Source organism: Halopenitus malekzadehii (assembly GCF_900108505.1).
Lineage (GTDB): Archaea > Halobacteriota > Halobacteria > Halobacteriales > Haloferacaceae > Halopenitus > Halopenitus malekzadehii.
In genome coordinates this window covers 38,421-54,605 of the sequence record NZ_FNWU01000005.1, presented here as the reverse complement: position 1 = coordinate 54,605, position 16,185 = coordinate 38,421, and the positions used below count along the sequence as shown (strand labels likewise).

General features: G+C 54.2%; 17 protein-coding genes. 8 read left to right on the top strand and 9 right to left on the bottom strand.

All coding sequences use genetic code 11. The features are described 5' to 3' along the window. Positions 1–491 precede the first annotated feature (491 nt). The gene (locus BLW38_RS09850; protein WP_143040842.1) at positions 492–1,541 is read left to right on the top strand and encodes a hypothetical protein; all 1,050 of its coding nucleotides are present in this window, start codon (positions 492–494) and stop codon (positions 1,539–1,541) included. Between the two features lie 119 nt (positions 1,542–1,660). Here the strand turns inward: BLW38_RS09850 and BLW38_RS09845 are convergent, their stop codons facing one another. Both BLW38_RS09845 and BLW38_RS09840 read right to left on the bottom strand, forming a co-directional pair. After that, positions 1,661–2,098, bottom strand: coding sequence for a hypothetical protein (locus tag BLW38_RS09845; RefSeq protein WP_092817082.1), 438 nt, complete (start codon positions 2,096–2,098; stop codon positions 1,661–1,663). After that, a complete protein-coding gene (locus tag BLW38_RS09840) occupies positions 2,091–2,666 on the bottom strand; it encodes a DUF7342 family protein (protein WP_092817081.1) in 576 nt (191 codons plus the stop codon). The genes BLW38_RS09845 and BLW38_RS09840 overlap by 8 nt, the downstream gene beginning before the upstream one ends. 155 nt (positions 2,667–2,821) lie before the next feature. Here BLW38_RS09840 and BLW38_RS16825 point away from each other — a divergent pair, with 155 nt between their 5' ends. Then, on the top strand, positions 2,822–3,259 hold the full coding sequence (locus BLW38_RS16825) for a MarR family transcriptional regulator (protein WP_092817080.1): 438 nt from the start codon (positions 2,822–2,824) through the stop codon (positions 3,257–3,259). A gap of 272 nt (positions 3,260–3,531) precedes the next feature. On the opposite strand, the gene BLW38_RS09830 is transcribed toward BLW38_RS16825, so the two are convergent. The 5 genes from BLW38_RS09830 to BLW38_RS09810 all read right to left on the bottom strand — a co-directional run bounded on the left by BLW38_RS09830 (position 3,532) and on the right by BLW38_RS09810 (position 8,247). Continuing rightward, entirely contained in the window at positions 3,532–4,704 is a 1,173-nt protein-coding gene (locus BLW38_RS09830) for an outer membrane protein assembly factor BamB family protein (protein ID WP_177167475.1), read from the bottom strand. 86 nt (positions 4,705–4,790) lie between these two features. Next, positions 4,791–6,032, bottom strand: coding sequence for an RNA-guided endonuclease InsQ/TnpB family protein (locus BLW38_RS09825; protein ID WP_092817078.1), 1,242 nt, complete (start codon positions 6,030–6,032; stop codon positions 4,791–4,793). Further along, positions 6,032–6,439 (bottom strand): IS200/IS605 family transposase, encoded by a 408-nt coding sequence (tnpA, locus tag BLW38_RS09820; RefSeq protein WP_092817077.1) that lies wholly within the window; start codon positions 6,437–6,439, stop codon positions 6,032–6,034. Before tnpA ends, BLW38_RS09825 begins: the two co-directional genes overlap by 1 nt. Positions 6,440–6,679: 240 nt before the next feature. Further along, on the bottom strand, positions 6,680–7,591 hold the full coding sequence (locus tag BLW38_RS09815; RefSeq protein WP_092817076.1) for a DUF3267 domain-containing protein: 912 nt from the start codon (positions 7,589–7,591) through the stop codon (positions 6,680–6,682). A 449-nt stretch (positions 7,592–8,040) separates the two neighbouring features. After that, complete coding sequence (locus tag BLW38_RS09810; RefSeq protein WP_092817075.1) at positions 8,041–8,247, bottom strand: hypothetical protein; 207 nt, start codon at positions 8,245–8,247, stop codon at positions 8,041–8,043. 284 nt (positions 8,248–8,531) lie between these two features. Here BLW38_RS09810 and BLW38_RS09805 point away from each other — a divergent pair, with 284 nt between their 5' ends. From BLW38_RS09805 to BLW38_RS09795, 3 genes are all read left to right on the top strand, one after another. Continuing rightward, positions 8,532–8,801 (top strand): hypothetical protein, encoded by a 270-nt coding sequence (locus BLW38_RS09805; RefSeq protein WP_245710137.1) that lies wholly within the window; start codon positions 8,532–8,534, stop codon positions 8,799–8,801. A gap of 270 nt (positions 8,802–9,071) precedes the next feature. Continuing rightward, on the top strand, positions 9,072–9,530 hold the full coding sequence (locus BLW38_RS09800) for a hypothetical protein (protein WP_092817074.1): 459 nt from the start codon (positions 9,072–9,074) through the stop codon (positions 9,528–9,530). Then, positions 9,523–9,834 (top strand): DUF3784 domain-containing protein, encoded by a 312-nt coding sequence (locus tag BLW38_RS09795; RefSeq protein WP_092817073.1) that lies wholly within the window; start codon positions 9,523–9,525, stop codon positions 9,832–9,834. The genes BLW38_RS09800 and BLW38_RS09795 overlap by 8 nt, the downstream gene beginning before the upstream one ends. Before the next feature lie 1,544 nt (positions 9,835–11,378). Here BLW38_RS09795 and BLW38_RS09780 read toward each other — a convergent pair. After that, positions 11,379–12,068 (bottom strand): YqjF family protein, encoded by a 690-nt coding sequence (locus BLW38_RS09780; protein ID WP_092817072.1) that lies wholly within the window; start codon positions 12,066–12,068, stop codon positions 11,379–11,381. A gap of 164 nt (positions 12,069–12,232) precedes the next feature. Here BLW38_RS09780 and BLW38_RS09775 point away from each other — a divergent pair, with 164 nt between their 5' ends. Both BLW38_RS09775 and BLW38_RS09770 read left to right on the top strand, forming a co-directional pair. After that, entirely contained in the window at positions 12,233–13,090 is an 858-nt protein-coding gene (locus BLW38_RS09775) for a CPBP family intramembrane glutamic endopeptidase (RefSeq protein ID WP_092817071.1), read from the top strand. Positions 13,091–13,169: 79 nt separating this feature from the next. Beyond that, positions 13,170–13,619 (top strand): DUF6653 family protein, encoded by a 450-nt coding sequence (locus tag BLW38_RS09770; protein WP_092817070.1) that lies wholly within the window; start codon positions 13,170–13,172, stop codon positions 13,617–13,619. Positions 13,620–13,758: 139 nt separating this feature from the next. On the opposite strand, the gene BLW38_RS09765 is transcribed toward BLW38_RS09770, so the two are convergent. After that, positions 13,759–14,091, bottom strand: a complete 333-nt coding sequence (locus tag BLW38_RS09765) for a DMT family transporter (RefSeq protein ID WP_092735027.1) — start codon at positions 14,089–14,091, stop codon at positions 13,759–13,761. Positions 14,092–14,449: 358 nt separating this feature from the next. Here BLW38_RS09765 and BLW38_RS09760 point away from each other — a divergent pair, with 358 nt between their 5' ends. Beyond that, entirely contained in the window at positions 14,450–15,739 is a 1,290-nt protein-coding gene (locus tag BLW38_RS09760) for a hypothetical protein (protein WP_143040841.1), read from the top strand. Positions 15,740–16,185: the final 446 nt, after the last annotated feature.

Sequence of the window (16,185 nt, the reverse complement as noted above, 5' to 3'; positions counted from 1 at the left end):
GGTTCCGCCGCATCGTATCGGGGATACGTGATTCAGTAGTATAAGTTGTCGATCGAGTGTAATTTGTCAACTGGTGGTTAGCCGTACTCTTCGGGTTCTGAGGCCCTACCCAGAATTATTGGTATGCAGATACATATTCTGGATTCGGTAAGAGTCCTATCAATTGGGTTGGATGTCGTCGAAGTGTTCAACATTGCGGAGCGAACGAGTTGGCACAAGCAGCGCCGCAATCATTCACTTGTGGAATATGCCTGCTGTCACTGAGTTTTGGCAATTTCTGGTTTTTCCATCAAGGTGTCTATGTATTCGTGTCCCGGTCGGGATCGGTGTCATTTATAAGTAGGTCGGTATGGTCGTGCTGTGAGTCTGGGTCACCCGCTGTGAATCTGTATTTCGGCCCTTTCAACCCCTTCAGGCTCGACAATATGAGGGATACACACCCCTTGCTGCATTGGTTTTAAAAGTCACCACAAATTTACCGGGTTTGCAGTATGCGACGCGTGCATAACCAGACAATCGGCGATGATGAGGCTGAGACCAGCATCAAGGAATCCACTATGACAGAATCCAACACCGATAACACGAGTATAGAGGCGATGACCGACGGCGGCACCGAGACAATCCGCGACTCTGATGAAGTCCGGTTCAGCAACGACGATGTCAGGCACCACTCGGCAGACGGCTATCTCTACGCCTATCGGGAAAACGACGAACACGTCGTTGTCTCCCGCGGAAGAGAGTCGCGGGATCGATGGACCAAGCGTGTCCCCGCTGAACGTGACGCGGTTCTTGCTGGTGAACACCTCTGGACTATCCCAGAGAACTGGCAACACCGCGTGAAAATCAAGGGCCCAGCGGAAGTTAACTACAGAATCTACCACATTCCGGAGAGTGGCGTGGACGTTCTCGTAACTGTGCCGAACAAAACCCGGATCGTGGATGCTTGGTACGGTGTCAAGCGTGTCGGCACGCTCAACGTGACGTACGACGACGAGATCGCGTGGGACAAACTGGAGACCACCATCGAGTACGTCCGCGATAGTGAGGAAGTCCACAACGACGTTGTCGAAGCACTCGAAACGCTCAACCAGCGACGCCGTGGTTTTGAGCGCAAGTTCGCTTCGAGCGTCAACCTGTGCGCTAAGGAAGCGCTGTTGGGGAACCCTCACGAACCGGTCACTGTCCACCAGTGGACCGCTAAGCCATGGGCCGACAGGTTCCCTGTTGATAGCCTCGCTGGGGACTTCTTGAACCTGAACACCGAGACGCGAGATGCCGTCGTGCATCAACTCTCTGAGTCGAACTTCCTTCCTAGTTACCCAACTGTCCGTGTGGACGTGGCAGAGGGCGAGGGTATTCCAGATGGCTACGACGTTCGCGCACTTGTCGAAGCAGATGCTTCACGTTCTGAAAGTATTGATTACCTCATTACGGAGCACTATGACCTGATGACACAGGCTCACTGGGCGGAGATTCGAGGGATGGAAGTAAGCAACATAAACAAGAACGTCAACTGTGCGAAAAAGAAACTCTCAGACTAACGTAGTCTTCTTTATTTATTGAAGTTCTGCAGCTGAGCCCACACCTAAGAGCAATTACAATTGTGCTCAACTGAACGCTGTTCTGTAGGACTTGGCTCTACGTTTCCGTATTGAAATCACTACTCGTCCCAGAAAGCTTTGATCCGGTTATCAAGACGGGTAAGCACGGTTGAGAGTACGTCTCGCCATTCGTTTGGATAATCAGCGTCCTCTCCAGGTGTCGGTGCATCTGGGGGCGGATGGAAGTGGTCGCGGGTGTTATGGTCATTCGGGTGCCGACCCCATCGGCATTCCCACGAGTTTCCGGTCTGGTACTGCTCTGAATAGTGGATGCTGAAGTCGTCGGTCTCGAACCAGCGGATCCGCAGGTACGCACGCGTGACCCCGCCTGGGAAGTATCCGAGATCGTAGTTGGCGATGACAGCGTTCGGAGCATACGGCGGTTGCGTTTCGATGTCATCGAATCGATCGCTCCGGGCAAGGTGGGCAGCGATCCGGTCGAGAATTTCCGTATCGATGGGGCCGCGACTGGATGGGTCTGATGTATCCTCAGGCATCGACTGGACCGGGATTGCTACCGGCGACCGGATTGTTTCGGCGTGCTTCGTCGAGGAGCGCGGCTCGCTTTTCGAGTGTCTCCCACTCGGAGAGTGCTTCCCAGGCTGCTTCGGCGGATAGATTCTGCTCCTGAGTGGCGTCGACGAGGGACACATCGTCCGGGTGCGTTGCATCGAACTGCGCTCTGTAGTCTTCGATTTGGTTGAGCGTGTCGTCGAGGGCGTCAATGATCTCCTGCTCGGAGTATTCCTCGCGGATCCGGTCGATGCGTCGCCACTGGAAGTACGCGCCGTTGCGTTCGTACCGGACTGGACGACCATCGTGCCGCTGTACCATTCCCATCTCGTCGAACCACTCTAGGTAGTCCCTGGCTGTCTCGGTGTCACAATCGGCCCGCTCGGCGATCGTCGAGACCTTCGTCGGCGTCCGGAGTCCGATGACAACGTCGAGGAGCCGCTCTCGGATTGATCCCCCTTTGAGGAGCGAGTCAGGTGATTCTAATGCGTCGAGATCAGGCGGTGACTCCTCGCCGTCGTATGCATCGTCGGGGATGTCTGTGAGGTCCATGTGTGGGAGTCCGTTGCTATAGCTACTTGCTCTGGCGATATATATCTATGGAACGCTGAATTATTTCTGCTTTAGCTGGGTTCACGACAGCGCTGGATAGGCTGCATCTCAAAACACGCAAGATCGTATAAACAGATTGCGTGATTTGAGACAAAGTGCTCTCTGAACCGGAACTCACTGTCCTCTCATACCTTAGTACCGAGGGGGGAGATGGCGTGGTCCAGCGGGGGTTAGCTGATGCGCTTGAGTGGGATCCGAGTCACACGTCCCGCGTGGTCTCGAATCTTGCCGAGCTTGGCCTAGTCACCAGAGAGCAGCAACACGGTCGATACCGGGTTTCGTTGTCGAACGCTGAACCGACCGAACGGTTTGCAGACCTCGCACGTGAATTCCCGCACGTCGATTTCGCTGACCTGATTGCTGGGTCGACCATCCAACTCCTGTACCATTTGGATACTGAACGAACGGCTGCGGAACTCACGGATTGGATTGATGTGAGTCGTGCAACGGTCTACCGGCGACTCAAACAGTTAGGAAACGTCGGTATTGTCACGAAACGCGATAGCCGATTTGCACTGACGAGTCAGTTCTAGGGATTGGCTGCGTTCGCACGGTCTCTGGTTCTTCACAAATACTCCCGCAACTCGGGTCTCTTCAGTTACCTACTCAGGAGCAGTTCATATGAGACTGCCTGCGAAGACGCCGAAATCATTCACTTAGCGAATACGCCTAACGATCCCGCGTTATGTCTGATATCGTCGTGCTGTGAGTCTGGTTGCCCGACTGTGACTCTGCTATCGGCCCTTCCCAGCTCTCGTACTCGCTCCTGTTCTAACGCCCCTGAGAATCTCACTCCGTTGGATCGTTACTCGTCATTATCACTCGGCACGTCACCAAGGGCGACGACCCCACTACTTGCGTTGCTCGTGTAGTAGACGGCTCCGTCTGCGAGAACGGGTGCGGTGCTGGGGTACGCGTCGAACCCTTCGATTTGGTGTTCCCACTGAACGGTCCCGTCGGATCGGTCAAGCGCGGCAACCCCGGCTAAACTCGCTTCAGGAAGACTCTCACCCGAGATAACGATCGACTCGCGGCCGACACTAATCCCGCGGGTTGCGCTTCCGGATTGCTGCCAGATCGTTGCGCCGTCATCGATCGAAAGAGCGACGATTTCCTGACTTCGTGTTCCGAGGAACGCGGTCCCATTGCTGACAGCGGGCGGTGTTCCGAGGCGGTCGCCAAAGGTACCGAGTGAGCGTACTCGCGTCCCGTCTGCCGGGTCGTGGACAGCAAGTGTTCCTTGGTCGGTAACGAGTAACTCGTCGTTGGCGACGACTGGCTCAGTGTCCGGATGGTCGAGTTCGGTTTCCCACAGCAAGGAACCATCTGCGGTGGAGAGCGCGCGGAGTACACCGGTATTGCCATCCTGTAGGTAGCCTGTGACGTAGACGCGGTCGTCGTCGATTGCGGTTGTCCGTGCTGCGAGTGTCGGGTGACCCCAGAGTCGATCGCCGGTTGTTGCGTCGTACGCGATGAGGCCGGTTTCGCCACGGCGTCCAGTGAGGGGGAGCGTGATGATCGAGGAACCAGCAGTAAGTGAACCCTCAGCGGGACGAGGGAGAGAGCGCGACCACTCTTCGGAGCCATCGCTGCGGTTCAACGCGACGAGCTGTTGTTCAGCAGGAATGAGTAGGTGGTTTTCCGTTACTGTTGGTGTCGGGCCTGTTTGAGCCGAAAAGTCGTATTCCCACTCTTGATCACCAGTCTGTGCATCGAGTGCGGTCGCACTGGCCCCGACGGAATACACCATTCCAACGACGACGAGTGGTTCGATGCTTCCTGCGTCACCTGCGTCCCATGCTTCGTTCCCTCGATCTGGAACGGCGACATCGGATGCGCCGGTGTTACGACTGTCGTGGGCTTGCTGTCGCCAGTCACCGGTGGGTTCGTTCGGAAGCGATTGATTCGACGTGCCGAAGCACCCAGCTATCGCGCCTACTGACGCGGCTGTCGCAGCGAGAAACGCTCGCCGTTGCATAGCGATGCCGTCCATTCGACTCTTACCTGGTGGTACGAACAGTCCGCCCAACAATAGATGTGTGGCGTCTAGTGAACTACCCTACCCTACTCGCTCACGGCTGACGCCGTTCGCTCCTTGAGGGTCGGGCTTCCTGCTTCCATAACGCGCTTTGCAGATACAGGCGTATCCACAGGGAGCACAGTCTCCACAGGCGTTGATTCGGAGTGTCCCACTCCTACATCTTCGAGGCCGCGAGAAAGGATGTTCCACGCCGCATTCGCGTCCCTGTCCGCCTCAAACCCGCAGGCGGGACAGGAGTGTTCACGGACCCACAACGGCTTGTCGGTCGAAACACCGCACGACGCGCACTCCTTGGTCGTCCCTCTCGGATTCACGGCGACGAAGTGCGTTCCTTTACGCTCGCACTTGTATTCGAGTAACGTGAGGAACGTTCGCCACGCGGCAGACGCCGTGTTGCGGCTGTTCGATGGTGATTCGAGCATCCCTTTCACGTTCAGGTCTTCGACGAATACGGCGTCGTACTCGTGGACGAGCCATGTCGTTATCTTGTGCTGGTAGTCCAGCACCTTCCGACGAATCCGACGCTTGACTTTGGCAACTTCGACTCGTTGTTTCTCGTAGTTGTTCGACCCGTGTTCCTTCCGTGAGAGGGACCGCTGTTCGCGTTCCAGACGCTCCCGTTCAGCGGAGAGGTCGGGCGACCCGACGGCGGTCCCGTCGGTGTCGTGGGCGTACTTGAGAATCCCTACATCAATGCCGACGCACCGCTCGGGATTCTCAGGCGGTTCGGGCGGTTCACGGTCCATTTCGACTCCGAACGTGGCGAACCACTCGCCCGTTGGTTCCTTCTTGACCGTTACCTGTTTGAGATTCGCGTCGTCGGGGATGGCGCGGTGGAGCCGAATCGGGATGTCGCCGAGTTTCGAGAGTGACAGCACAGCCTGACCGCCCTTCTTGTCGAGCTTGAAGCCAGACTGGTTGTACGTGAAACTGCGGAACTCCCGTGGCGGCTTCCATTTGAGTTGGCCGACGCCGTATCCGTTCTCCTTGAGCTTGGAGAGGCCTTTGAGGTTGTCGAACAGCCGTTCAACGACGGTTTGGAGAACCTTCGAGTACACGTCGGAGAGGCCGTCCCACCACTTCTTGAGGTCGGGGAGTTCCGACCGAAGCGTGGTCATAGACGGCAGTTCGCCGCGTTCGTCTTGGTACTCGTTGAGGCGGTAGAGCGTGTGGTTGTAGAGTTGCCGACAAATATCGCGGTGGCGGTCCAACTCCTTGCGGTGGGCGTCGGACGGCTTGAGACGATACTTGTAGGCGTAGTACATCAGCTCTCCCGCTGGTCTTCGACGTACTGTTTCAGCACATCCAGCGACACTTGCCCCGTCGAAATGAGACAATACGAGTCGTTCCAGAACGAGTCGCCCCACAGTTCGGTTTTCAGTTCGTCCTCGTACTCGTTACGGATACGGCGGGCGGTCGCGCCCTTGACCGTGTTGATGAACTTCACGAGGTCCGTGGTTGGTTTCGCTCGGAACAGGATGTGAACGTGGTCGTCCTCTCCGTCGAGGTTCGTCAGTTCGACGCCGTACTTGTCCGTGAACCCGCTGATAACCCCGCGAATGAATTGGGTTCGCTCCTCGGTTAGCACTCCGCGCCGATACTTCGTAGTGAGTATCAGGTGGTAGTGCAGGGAGTACATCGAATGCGCTCCCGAATCGAGGTCGTATTCCATTGGGTTCGTACTGTTATACGTTACCCCAATGAAAAAACGTTACGACGACGTGGGCCTGTGGACCTGCAACCGTATCGATGTATGAACAGATGATGACGGGGCTGTATCCCCACCCTACTCCGCTCCCTTCGGTCGCTCCGTTGAGGGTGGGGGATTAGCGCCTACATCCGCTAACTAACTAATCAGAACGAGTGCCTTGGGACTTGATCCCGATGTTGTTCACCACTTGCGCGTCCTCGATTAATTATTCTTCGTCGATGTCTCATCAGCTGAGCGAGCGCGTCGATAGCTCCGCACAAATGCGTATAGCACCCCGACGGCTGCCCCGATACCGAGTACGCCGGAGCCGACACTCATCGAGATTTCGGTAGGCGTTGACGTGAATGAGAACAAGAAGCTGAAAGTGTCGGGCGTGCCGATCGTGAGTGAATCAACGCCGAAAGCATCCAAGACAAGTGGACCGCCAACTGCCAACAGGAGAAACACGCCGACGGCGGCGACGGCTGCGCCGGCGAGTGCATCCCAGACAACGGCAGTCACCGATAGCGCGCCTCGACGGTCGCTTTCGCGGCCGAGTATCCGGACACCCTTGGGATGGTCTTCCAGACGGACATCCGCGGGATAGGCAAGCAGCGTCATCGTCATCCAGAGGTCAGCAATCGCTCCAGCGGCGTTCGCGGCTAGCGGGACGATAAGCCAGCCCCACTCGAAAACCAGCATCGCCGGGACGCCGATAGCGGTCAGCACGACTAGTGGCGTCATAAGGACGACGATGAACTGGTTGCGAGTGAATTCGTGGTCAGTCGTGGCGTAGGCGTACGGGAGAATGAAGTATGCGATCCCGACGCCGTATTTCGCCTCGCCGCCGTAGTACCGGATGGCGAGGCCGTGCAGCCACTCGTGGGGAATGACGAAGACAGTTGCCAATTCCAGGATAATGAGAACGTCCAGGGCGTTGGTCCACCAACTGATTCCGGGCGCAAACCGAAATGTCGCCGGATTTCCAGTACCGGCTTGGTAGAGGCCGCTTAGTGCGACCGCTGCGATAACGAAGCCGAGTGTGGTGAGCGCGGTCATCTGGATGGTGAGTCCGCGCGTCAGTTCAAGATCCGCGAGCAGCGTCTCCGGATCACTGGTATCGGCCGAAGCCATACTATTGAATCACTTATCAATCGGTTAACTGTACGGGTCAGCGGATCTGTCTCGACAGCTTACTGACCGGCAGTGTAGACTTCTGCCCAGAGATATGCGGTTCCAATAGCTGCGTAAAGGAGCCCCAAAACCATCGGTAGCCATTCACTTTGTAGGGCGAACGATCCCGCTTGGAAAATCCCTAAGCCGACCATTGCCGCCCCGATAAGCGCCTTTAGCCGTCTCTGTTCCATATATTCAATGTGGTTGGCTTTATTGAAATTCTCAGCAGGTCCTATATTCTGCCCTGGCCCCGGTCAGTACAGGGAATACACATCCCGTAGCCAGTCTTAATCTTCCTGTAACTTGTTACAAGTACTGTATAAAATACAGAGAATGGAACACGTATTGGATCTGTTGAAATCCTCTACTAGTGAACCCCCAACTCATCTGTGGTCAATACAGTCACATTATGTTGTAACGCTACTGAATGCCTTTTTCAAAATTGGAGTGATAACTATGAATCCAATGAAGATTGCAATAACGTAGGAAATAAATTCAATACCAATCGTGACTGGATCAGCGATCTCGCCAGTGTAGGTATTGTAGAGCGTGAAAATGGTTGCAGCAACTACGGCGTTTGGAAGGTGATCGGAGACCAACTTTCGTAACTCCATAAACGAGATTGTTTAGTGAATATCCAAATTCGTATCGGTTAGAACGTAGTTGCCAGAGAATGGATACGAGTCCTATGCAGCTTCCATCTTGCGCAACGCTCGAAACCAGTCCTCGTGTGAGTATCTCAACAGAGCCAATCTTCAGGCTCTTTTGAAATCCTATTCTTTAGATATGTTCTCAGCTGAAACAGTCGGTTGCTGAAGAGAGCGAATATATCAGCGTCTGTAGAGTCAAATTCTTCGTCGAAGAAAATATATGCCGATAAGAACGAGCGTTATAGATAATGAATAAAGTACGTCTCTATTATATATCGTTAGCCGTCTGTGGAGCTATTCTCGGAACGATGGGTCTTTCTAGCGTCGTCTCTGGAAGTATAGCTCTCATCCCAGTACTGCTCTCAATTGGCGGAATCGGAATAATTGTGGGAGTAGTCTACGAGGTATTCATCTCGTCGAACTCCATCGATACCGTCCCTGACGATAGGTTAGTGTGGTTTATGGTCTCTATGGCGGTAATCGGCGTTGTAGCTGGGATTTGGTCTCTGGTCGGATAGTACCAAGCGATAACTTCTCACCGATACTGAACGATTCGTGAGTCCCCTGTATTGACCACAGCCGGGTCAGAACGTGCCCTCTGTTGAGGACTTCAATAGCGCCAATTTTCCCTCTATACCCTTGCAATCTTCGTCGGGTTCGTGGTTATTAGTGTAATTTTCGATAGAGAGTCCGACACCCGTGGGGTATGAGTTTCCAATACGGGGTGATCCTACAGTAAAGTTATAGAACAGGAACAGTATTCTGTGATACAGTCGTAGAATAGAGATATGGTTCCAGGTCTCCGCACAGTACTCGTCGGTCGCCCAAGCCGCTTCCAGTGGACGTTCGACATACTCATAGCCCTCTTACTCCTCATTGGGACGTTCGGCGCGTACGCGCTTGATGTCTTTCAGGTGTCTGGTGGTGTGATTGTCTTGCCAGGGGTGGCGACACTCGTCGGATTCATCGTCGCCGTTGGTGTCGGCGCTCGACGGAGTGGGTTACTCGTGGCGTGGGTCAGCCTGTTCGCAGCCTACATCGGATTTCAAGCCGAGTGGGCATTCTTGGGACTTTCGAGCCACTCGCTCGGCGGGAAACTCGCATTTCTCTTTGATCCGGTCGGACTAGCGGTGCTCGGCGTTGCAAGCCTCATCATCGGAACTGTTGGGTTTGCCATCGGGTATCTCGGTCGATTGGGTATCGAGCAATTCAGGGGACGAGCGGTGTCTCAACAGGCCTATGAGTGAACAAGCAGTAACCACTCTTGTAGCGGGAGTTTTCATCGGTATTCTCGGTGTCCTGATCAAGTACGTCGGTGTGATGGAGTTGATCGCTGGATACGACCCTGAGATGGTGACGGATGAGGAAGGTCTCGCTGATTTTATTGGAACGAATGCGCTCTACGTGGCCGTGTTGACGATCGGCGTTGGGATACTGGAATTCCGAGCCGCGACTGCCGACAGCGGGTGGTACTGGATCGTGTTCGTGATCGCCGTCGCTGCTATTGCTGTCCGGATGATCCGCGGTGCTCGACGTTTTGAATCGACTTGAACGACTCTGTTGAACTCCGAGTAGTCCGATACATTCTATACTGAAACAATCGTTCGGTGGACATACCGATCTAACGAAAAGAGACATCCCTTTGTCGATGATAATTCTGCGTATGGACACTCTACGAGGTCTGTACCGACGGCTAGATAATCGAGTGCGTGGCTTCTCTCGGGTCTCTTACGCTCTTCTTGTTGGTTTGGTCTCCGCTGTGGGCGTATTTGCTGTGAGACTCCTACTGCCGGGTGATGGAAGCTTTGGACCAGTAGTAATGGGAATCACAATGGCTGTCGTCTACTACGCCTTTGACCCGAATAACAAGAGCTGATGTCAACCGCCTCAGGGTCAAGTGGTTCGAGACGCGGAGCGTCTCGTCATCACGGAAGACTTCGTCTTCCGAACGACCCCGAGGCTTGTCAGTGGAGTCCCGTTCTACCCGAGTAGTTCGGCAGGCGTGAAGTATTACGAGAATACCCTTACTGGATCTACTGGGATGTCGTTCTGAAGAGCCGGTGATCAATATCCCACGCAAGGGCCAAGCTTAGGAGTACGGCGAGTACACCGAGTAAATTGAATGGTGACCGTTGTGTGAGGGAGAGCGGGATTCCAAACGCGAATAGCGTCCATCGGATTGCCTTTCGGTTGTTTCTGGATCGGTAGTGAGAGATGATTGATGGTACAAGCAAGATGCCACTGATGAGGCCGACTATGACGGGTGTCCGGACAGTTATCTCTTCTACCGATAGTGTCGGGACTTGAGTGACAACGATAGCTCCGACGGCTATGAATACGGTGAGGGCACCGGACCTCAAGAGAGTGGATCTGCTTGGAGACACGTGCAAGTAACCGGAAGAATTTCCAACGACATAGAGATTTCCTTGAGGGCCTCTTTCGTACCAAAGTGGTCATATGTGCTGTGTTGAGCGATTCCTCTGTAGGTGTGGCAACTCTTCTTTGATACTCTGAAGTCCACCAAACGCTACGATCTATAGTATAAGACCTGTATAGCTCAAAGTGGGTTTTAATCGTTAGCCGATTTCTGTATCCGTCAGTTCTTATGCTCTCCTGCCGGCAGTATTCCTGTCGGTCCGGTGCCCGCTCCCCACACCCCCTCTCTCCATCCCTGCTCCCCCCTCTTGCTATCGGTGAATCAGAGAGAGAACAGATGGATAATGGAGTCTGCGGGCAGATTCCTCAACTGGTGAGTTAGTCTGCGTACGGTGTGGCCAGGATAGATTGTAACTCGTTCACTCTGAGCCTGAATGACGCCGCAACTCATTGAGAAGTGTCGGGAGAATAATCCCGATTCCGAAAAGTGCCCCAAGCTCCAGTAACTCGTTTTCTGCGAATGTTTGAACGAGGTACCATACTGTGAGCCCGAGAAACATGAACACGAGCGTGATCTTCGTTTCGGGGGCCAACAAGGGATCACGAGTCACGTACCGAACCACACAGCATCCGCCTATACGTGTTATGGCACTATGGTTCTCTAAACTCTCTTTTTCTCGATCCCACAGAGATGTGAACGCCGTTAAACGCGTCGCCGCTTACAGGCGCTTGCTTCGTGAGGCAACCACGTCCAAGCCTGGGCTGTAATAGTATACCGGCTCCTCATCTGGCATCTGGAATCCGTGTGCCGAAAGTAGCGTGTTCGTTTGAATCTCGGCGGCAGCAGGGTACAATGTCCACGGCTCGTGTTCCACATCGGTGTACCGGAGGCTCCCATCTTGGGCTTCGGTGTAGAACCGATACCGTTCAACCAGAAACTCTCCGAACGGACCGGTCGGCGCCGAAAACGGCTCGTCGACTGGCCAGTACGTTCCCTCGTACCGGGCCGGACGGGCTCCTGGATGACGACGATAGCTCCTGAATCTGACTCGTCCGTCAGTCCAGGTCAGTGAGATACGTGCGTAGTAGTATGGAAGGTGATGGAAGACACGTGCCCCGAGGACGCTCGTAATCCCTTGTGCATCGAGGCTGAAGAAGTAGACTGCCGGCACGTCGTCGTGAGTGACGTACGTCCTGACGTTGAGTTCCGGGAGTTGGATGCCAAGCGGTTCGGGTACCCCTTTTGGCCGAACGGCGACGTTGGTGAACGGGACGATCGACAGCCACGCTGACCCATCGTGCTCATCGGGATCTAGTTGATCTGGGAGATGGGCATTCATCACAGCTGGATCGATTGGCCAGTTCTCGAATAAGAGATGGCGCCAACCCATCTCCAAGGGAACGACCATACATAAATTCCGTAGCGCTGACGCAAATACCTTTGTTGCGGACGAACCAATCACCTAGACAGAATACAGAGTTAGCGCCGAGCCTCGTTACTTGAGACGGGTTTCAAGCGAGCCAGTTATTCTTTTTTGTGCTGGGGCCGTGTTATTCAGGATAGTGATGTCGAATGCCAAGTCCTGATCGAAGCCGTCTCACGCTGTTTATCAGTATTCTTGTCGTCTTTGCCGTCGTGCTCTATGTCGTCTCCGAGATCACCGCGATGAGTCCGATCGCGCTTGCGCCAGCATATATGTTTTCTCCGATGATTGCAGGACTCGTCGTTTGTTTCCGTCGAGATATTTCGCTGTCGGCAGTTGGGCTACGAATCGGCCGTGTTCGATGGCTTGCCGTGGCTGCCGTAGTTGCGTTGCCACTCGTGGGGGTGACACTTCTCATTGCGGTGGCCGTCCCTGGTGTCGGGTTTGATCCGGCTGCCAATCCGACGCCGGGGCTCGGATTGCCGTCGGGAATTCTTGGTGTGGTGGCGACATTCGGGCTTGTGCTTGGACTCGGGGCGACCGTGAACGCGGTGTTTGCCTTTGGCGAGGAGTTCGGCTGGCGGGGGTATCTGCTGTGGGAGTTGGCTCCGTGGGGGTTCTGGAAAGCCTCAGCTGCTATCGGTGCGCTCTGGGGAGTCTGGCACGCGCCGGTCATCGTTGCCGGCTACAACTATCCTTCGTTCCCCGTAATCGGCGTCGTTGCTATGACGATTGCCTGTCTCTCGTTTTCGCCAGTCTATACGTACCTTGTCATCCGCTCGGAGTCCGTGCTTGCAGCGGCGTTACTCCACGGGGTGTTCAACGGATCTGCCGGTCTCGTTATTGCGTATGCCGTCGCGGACAATACTGTGCTGAGTGAATTAGTCGCCAGTCCGGTCGGAGTTGCCGGTGTTATCGCGTTTGCACTCGCTGCTGTCGGCATCGCGCTGTCCGGAACCCCGTCGTTGACGCGTGAGTTCGCCCACGACACGGCCAGGTCTGCATAGATTCATGACAAGTGACGGTCGAAGACGGGTAACCGGGACGCGTACTCAGGTATTTGCGATCTGAGAACCGTACGTGTGTATGGAATCGGTTGGCGAGTTCAGCGAGACGTTCTGGAATCGGCATTCGAACCCGAAAAGCGGGTGGAGCCGAATGCTCGTCTTCCCCGTGCTTCTGTACGCCGTGTATCAGCGGCGATGGAGAGTCGCCGGTGCTGCTGTCGTCTTCACCGCCCTCAATCCGATTCTGTTCTCCCCGCCGGCGGATGACGAGGCGTGGATGACGCGCGTGGTACTGGCCGAACGGTGGTGGACGACAGAGTATGGACAGCCGATCTTTGAGCTGTCCTATCCAAACGTCCTCAACGTCCTCAATATCCCTGTGGCTGGATACGCATTCATCGCTGCATATCGGCAGCGCCCACGTCACACTATGCTCGCAGGTGTTGTTTCGATGGCGCTGAAACTGTGGTATGTCGCGGCACTCGTCCGTCGATACGATGCGGAGAAAGAGAAAACACGAGGCAAATGAGTCATCCGACTGACTGTTTGACCGTCCCCAGAATTATCGTCACAAGCCCCCGTGCTCAGTATATAGTAACAGTCGGCTCTGTTGAAATCCTATTCTTCAGACATATTCTCGCCTGAAACAGCCAGTCGACGAGAGCTGCTTAGTGTGTAGACATTCCGGAGAGTACATTGAGACAGTAAACACCGGCGATGATGAGAAGAATTCCGAGAACGCCGGCAATGTCGATCTGTTCGTCGAATACGACGATTCCGATCGCTGCAACGCCAACGATTCCGAGGGCGGCCCACGTTCCGTACACGACGCCGACTGGTAACTCCTCTAGCGTTACGGAGAGCAGGTAGAACGCGGCCCCGTACCCGAGAACGACGACAAGGCTTGGAAGCGGCTGTGAGAACCCTTCGGACAGTTTGAGTGATGTCGTTCCAACGATTTCGGAGAGAATCGCTGCACCGAGCAAGACATAGGGGTTCATACCGATGTGACACGCGAAGTAACGTGTTAGATATTTCGACTGCACTGAGCGATTCCTCTATAGGTGTGACAACTCTTCTATAGCACTCTAAAATCCACCGAACGCTACGATCCACCGTATAAGACTTGAATAGCTCAAAGCGGATTTTAATCGTTAGCCGATTTCTTTATCCGCCGGTTCTCATATGCTCTTGCGGGCAGTATTGCTGTCGGCCCGTTGCCCGCATTCCCGGACCCCCACGTTTCCCCCACTCTCCCCCTTTTCATCGGTGGTTCACTCGTAGTCGTGACGAGCGTCAACTGCCGCTGTGTTCCCACATATGGCTTATCCTTTTAAGCGAATGACGGTTACCGTCTATATGTCGACTGGACCCCCGTTCACCCCGGATGACTCCGGGGCCGATTGGGATGACTGGCGCGAGAAGACAAGACGGTTAGACTATCCTGGGAGAGACATCCGTACTATATTCCCAGAACAGCCCCGTGGAACTGTCCACGAGCTAAAGTCCCAACCGGCAGACTTCGGAGATTTCAACCCGAATCCGGACGATCCAGATCCAGATGTCTGGCCGCTACAAGGATTTGATCCCGGGTATCCGGCTGACGTGGATGAACTTTTCTTGATCCAGAATTCGTTTCCAGCGCCGCACGTTGCGTGGGTGACTGAGGAGTACCTACAAGCGCGATATGGCTATAATCCCATCCGCCAAGAGATAGACGTAGAAGAACTTCCACCGTGGGCCCGTCCTGAGCGAACTCCGGCAGACGGGACCGTCGAAATCAACGCGACGAATGATTACACCCAACCGGTTTCCCTGACCACAGATCGGAAACAGGCACTACAGCGACTGGCGCACTTATGGAATGGTGACGAAGTGCGTGGCCAGCACTTGTTACTGGACAAGTGTCCTGACTGGATGGCTCTATTTGGAGATCTTGATCAGGGAGATCTGCGGCGATTTGTGGTTGATCCGCAGGCTGACCCTAAGCTCGCTGCAGCCTTTGGTGAATATGACTGGTACGAGCAGGAGCAATCGACCTATCTGAAGCCGGTACGAATCCTGCGGAAGAAAATCTGGTACGCACCGACCCAACGCTGTCGTACCCTGATCAATCGACATTCTGACTTCCCGGAGCTACGTGGTGACCTGAACGAAGGACTAGTTCACCGATTCTCGGTTGGGCTGACAGCACTCCAGGAAGTCTGCCGCGGTCGAAAGGTTGAGACATATTATGATCTCGCTGGCTACAAAATTGATATTCTCAGCCAGGACGAAGACGATCAATTATATGCCGGTGAGGTGATGACTGGTCATCATAACTGGAAGCTCCATCGGCGAACGTATGAGAAATTACGCGACTTGAGCAGACGAGGAGTCATTCCGTATGTGGTGTTTGATTCGCGGAAAACCGCATACCGCATCTTCAATCACTGGCACAAGAAGGGTCTTGGTCAACTCCCACGCGGTCCCTTCAACTCTGACTTCAAAATTGCTGATGGTCAAAAACAAATCCGACAGGCGTATCAAGCCCAGGAGCACGACTGGGCTGTTTCGGATTGGGAGACAACTACCACGCTGTGGCGGAACACGCTCGGCCGGGATGGCCCTGGAATTGATGCTGATCGCGTAACCTCAATTTCCTGGTAATTCTACTTCCGCACGTTTCGTTCTACCCTCTGAATGGGGTCTATAGTATGTATTATACTGGTTTTCAGGAAGCTCTGCGTTCCACTATATTCGAGGGGTACACCCCATTCCGCACTTGGTTTCAACTCCGGAAGATGCTCCCTCTCACCGGTTCTGTCAGTATTAGTTCACAATATTTGTATTAAGAATTCCTCAACAATGGGTGACAGAGGTGGAATTGGGTTGTTATAATTATAGTGTGTTTTCTATAGATCTCCACGATGGCGCGGTGATAACAACTTCTAAGTAGAAAGTCGATTTGTTGGTCATATTTCTTCCCCGTTCAACTCGTTATTTCGGGCTTGTTTAGTCCAACTGGTGCTTGTTGGTAGTTGGTATAACCTATTAGTTTAACTACTCAGTATAACCTGTTAGTCTAACTATTCAGTATAACTTGTTAGTCTAAC

Bases quoted from the DNA above. Each gene is read 5' to 3' on its own strand.
- BLW38_RS09850 (WP_143040842.1), top strand. From the start codon at position 492: ATGCGACGCGTGCATAACCAGACAATCGGCGATGATGAGGCTGAGACC.
- BLW38_RS09845 (WP_092817082.1), bottom strand. From the start codon at position 2,098: ATGCCTGAGGATACATCAGACCCATCCAGTCGCGGCCCCATCGATACG.
- BLW38_RS09840 (WP_092817081.1), bottom strand. From the start codon at position 2,666: ATGGACCTCACAGACATCCCCGACGATGCATACGACGGCGAGGAGTCA.
- BLW38_RS09830 (WP_177167475.1), bottom strand. From the start codon at position 4,704: ATGCAACGGCGAGCGTTTCTCGCTGCGACAGCCGCGTCAGTAGGCGCG.
- BLW38_RS09825 (WP_092817078.1), bottom strand. From the start codon at position 6,032: ATGTACTACGCCTACAAGTATCGTCTCAAGCCGTCCGACGCCCACCGC.
- tnpA (WP_092817077.1), bottom strand. From the start codon at position 6,439: ATGGAATACGACCTCGATTCGGGAGCGCATTCGATGTACTCCCTGCAC.
- BLW38_RS09815 (WP_092817076.1), bottom strand. From the start codon at position 7,591: ATGGCTTCGGCCGATACCAGTGATCCGGAGACGCTGCTCGCGGATCTT.
- BLW38_RS09810 (WP_092817075.1), bottom strand. From the start codon at position 8,247: ATGGAGTTACGAAAGTTGGTCTCCGATCACCTTCCAAACGCCGTAGTT.
- BLW38_RS09805 (WP_245710137.1), top strand. From the start codon at position 8,532: ATGAATAAAGTACGTCTCTATTATATATCGTTAGCCGTCTGTGGAGCT.
- BLW38_RS09800 (WP_092817074.1), top strand. From the start codon at position 9,072: ATGGTTCCAGGTCTCCGCACAGTACTCGTCGGTCGCCCAAGCCGCTTC.
- BLW38_RS09795 (WP_092817073.1), top strand. From the start codon at position 9,523: ATGAGTGAACAAGCAGTAACCACTCTTGTAGCGGGAGTTTTCATCGGT.
- BLW38_RS09780 (WP_092817072.1), bottom strand. From the start codon at position 12,068: ATGGTCGTTCCCTTGGAGATGGGTTGGCGCCATCTCTTATTCGAGAAC.
- BLW38_RS09775 (WP_092817071.1), top strand. From the start codon at position 12,233: ATGCCAAGTCCTGATCGAAGCCGTCTCACGCTGTTTATCAGTATTCTT.
- BLW38_RS09770 (WP_092817070.1), top strand. From the start codon at position 13,170: ATGGAATCGGTTGGCGAGTTCAGCGAGACGTTCTGGAATCGGCATTCG.
- BLW38_RS09765 (WP_092735027.1), bottom strand. From the start codon at position 14,091: ATGAACCCCTATGTCTTGCTCGGTGCAGCGATTCTCTCCGAAATCGTT.
- BLW38_RS09760 (WP_143040841.1), top strand. From the start codon at position 14,450: ATGTCGACTGGACCCCCGTTCACCCCGGATGACTCCGGGGCCGATTGG.